This window comes from Pseudocitrobacter sp. 73 (genome assembly GCF_008369545.1).
GTDB lineage: Bacteria > Pseudomonadota > Gammaproteobacteria > Enterobacterales > Enterobacteriaceae > Pseudocitrobacter > Pseudocitrobacter vendiensis.
Genome location: NZ_VTZO01000084.1, coordinates 1 through 2,223 on the forward strand (window position 1 = coordinate 1; position 2,223 = coordinate 2,223).

A 2,223-nucleotide genomic window follows, 5' to 3' on the forward strand; every position below is an offset into this window, starting at 1 on the left:
AACTTTGCAACAGTGCCTTTAAGCGTGCATAATAAGCCCTACACAAATTGGGAGTTAGACATCATGAGCAACGCAAAAACAAAGTTAGGCATCACAAAGTACAGCATCGTGACCAACAGCAACGATTCCGTCACACTGCGCCTCATGACTGAGCATGACCTTGCGATGCTCTATGAGTGGCTAAATCGATCTCATATCGTCGAGTGGTGGGGCGGAGAAGAAGCACGCCCGACACTTGCTGACGTACAGGAACAGTACTTGCCAAGCGTTTTAGCGCAAGAGTCCGTCACTCCATACATTGCAATGCTGAATGGAGAGCCGATTGGGTATGCCCAGTCGTACGTTGCTCTTGGAAGCGGGGACGGACGGTGGGAAGAAGAAACCGATCCAGGAGTACGCGGAATAGACCAGTTACTGGCGAATGCATCACAACTGGGCAAAGGCTTGGGAACCAAGCTGGTTCGAGCTCTGGTTGAGTTGCTGTTCAATGATCCCGAGGTCACCAAGATCCAAACGGACCCGTCGCCGAGCAACTTGCGAGCGATCCGATGCTACGAGAAAGCGGGGTTTGAGAGGCAAGGTACCGTAACCACCCCATATGGTCCAGCCGTGTACATGGTTCAAACACGCCAGGCATTCGAGCGAACACGCAGTGATGCCTAACCCTTCCATCGAGGGGGACGTCCAAGGGCTGGCGCCCTTGGCCGCCCCTCATGTCAAACGTTGGGCGAACCCGGAGCCTCATTAATTGTTAGCCGTTAAAATTAAGCCCTTTACCAAACCAATACTTATTATGAAAAACACAATACATATCAACTTCGCTATTTTTTTAATAATTGCAAATATTATCTACAGCAGCGCCAGTGCATCAACAGATATCTCTACTGTTGCATCTCCATTATTTGAAGGAACTGAAGGTTGTTTTTTACTTTACGATGCATCCACAAACGCTGAAATTGCTCAATTCAATAAAGCAAAGTGTGCAACGCAAATGGCACCAGATTCAACTTTCAAGATCGCATTATCACTTATGGCATTTGATGCGGAAATAATAGATCAGAAAACCATATTCAAATGGGATAAAACCCCCAAAGGAATGGAGATCTGGAACAGCAATCATACACCAAAGACGTGGATGCAATTTTCTGTTGTTTGGGTTTCGCAAGAAATAACCCAAAAAATTGGATTAAATAAAATCAAGAATTATCTCAAAGATTTTGATTATGGAAATCAAGACTTCTCTGGAGATAAAGAAAGAAACAACGGATTAACAGAAGCATGGCTCGAAAGTAGCTTAAAAATTTCACCAGAAGAACAAATTCAATTCCTGCGTAAAATTATTAATCACAATCTCCCAGTTAAAAACTCAGCCATAGAAAACACCATAGAGAACATGTATCTACAAGATCTGGATAATAGTACAAAACTGTATGGGAAAACTGGTGCAGGATTCACAGCAAATAGAACCTTACAAAACGGATGGTTTGAAGGGTTTATTATAAGCAAATCAGGACATAAATATGTTTTTGTGTCCGCACTTACAGGAAACTTGGGGTCGAATTTAACATCAAGCATAAAAGCCAAGAAAAATGCGATCACCATTCTAAACACACTAAATTTATAAAAAATCTAATGGCAAAATCGCCCAACCCTTCAATCAAGTCGGGACGGCCAAAAGCAAGCTTTTGGCTCCCCTCGCTGGCGCTCGGCGCCCCTTATTTCAAACGTTAGACGGCAAAGTCACAGACCGCGGGATCTCTTATGACCAACTACTTTGATAGCCCCTTCAAAGGCAAGCTGCTTTCTGAGCAAGTGAAGAACCCCAATATCAAAGTTGGGCGGTACAGCTATTACTCTGGCTACTATCATGGGCACTCATTCGATGACTGCGCACGGTATCTGTTTCCGGACCGTGATGACGTTGATAAGTTGATCATCGGTAGTTTCTGCTCTATCGGGAGTGGGGCTTCCTTTATCATGGCTGGCAATCAGGGGCATCGGTACGACTGGGCATCATCTTTCCCGTTCTTTTATATGCAGGAAGAACCTGCATTCTCAAGCGCACTCGATGCCTTCCAAAAAGCAGGTAATACTGTCATTGGCAATGACGTTTGGATCGGCTCTGAGGCAATGGTCATGCCCGGAATCAAGATCGGGCACGGTGCGGTGATAGGCAGCCGCTCGTTGGTGACAAAAGATGTGGGGCACTGTTGCAAAGTTAGC

At 45.3% G+C, this 2,223-nt stretch carries 3 protein-coding genes; all 3 read left to right on the forward strand.

Annotated features, from left to right (window positions below; translation table 11 throughout):
- Positions 1 to 108 precede the first annotated feature (108 nt).
- Positions 109 to 663, forward strand: coding sequence for a fluoroquinolone-acetylating aminoglycoside 6'-N-acetyltransferase AAC(6')-Ib-cr5 (locus F0Q32_RS25870; RefSeq protein WP_063840321.1), 555 nt, complete (start codon positions 109 to 111; stop codon positions 661 to 663).
- A 130-nt stretch (positions 664 to 793) separates the two neighbouring features.
- Entirely contained in the window at positions 794 to 1,624 is an 831-nt protein-coding gene (locus tag F0Q32_RS25875) for an oxacillin-hydrolyzing class D beta-lactamase OXA-1 (RefSeq protein WP_001334766.1), read from the forward strand.
- A 137-nt stretch (positions 1,625 to 1,761) separates the two neighbouring features.
- Positions 1,762 to 2,223: CatB-related O-acetyltransferase (locus F0Q32_RS25880; protein ID WP_039023274.1), on the forward strand; the 462-nt coding region annotated here is incomplete at its 3' end.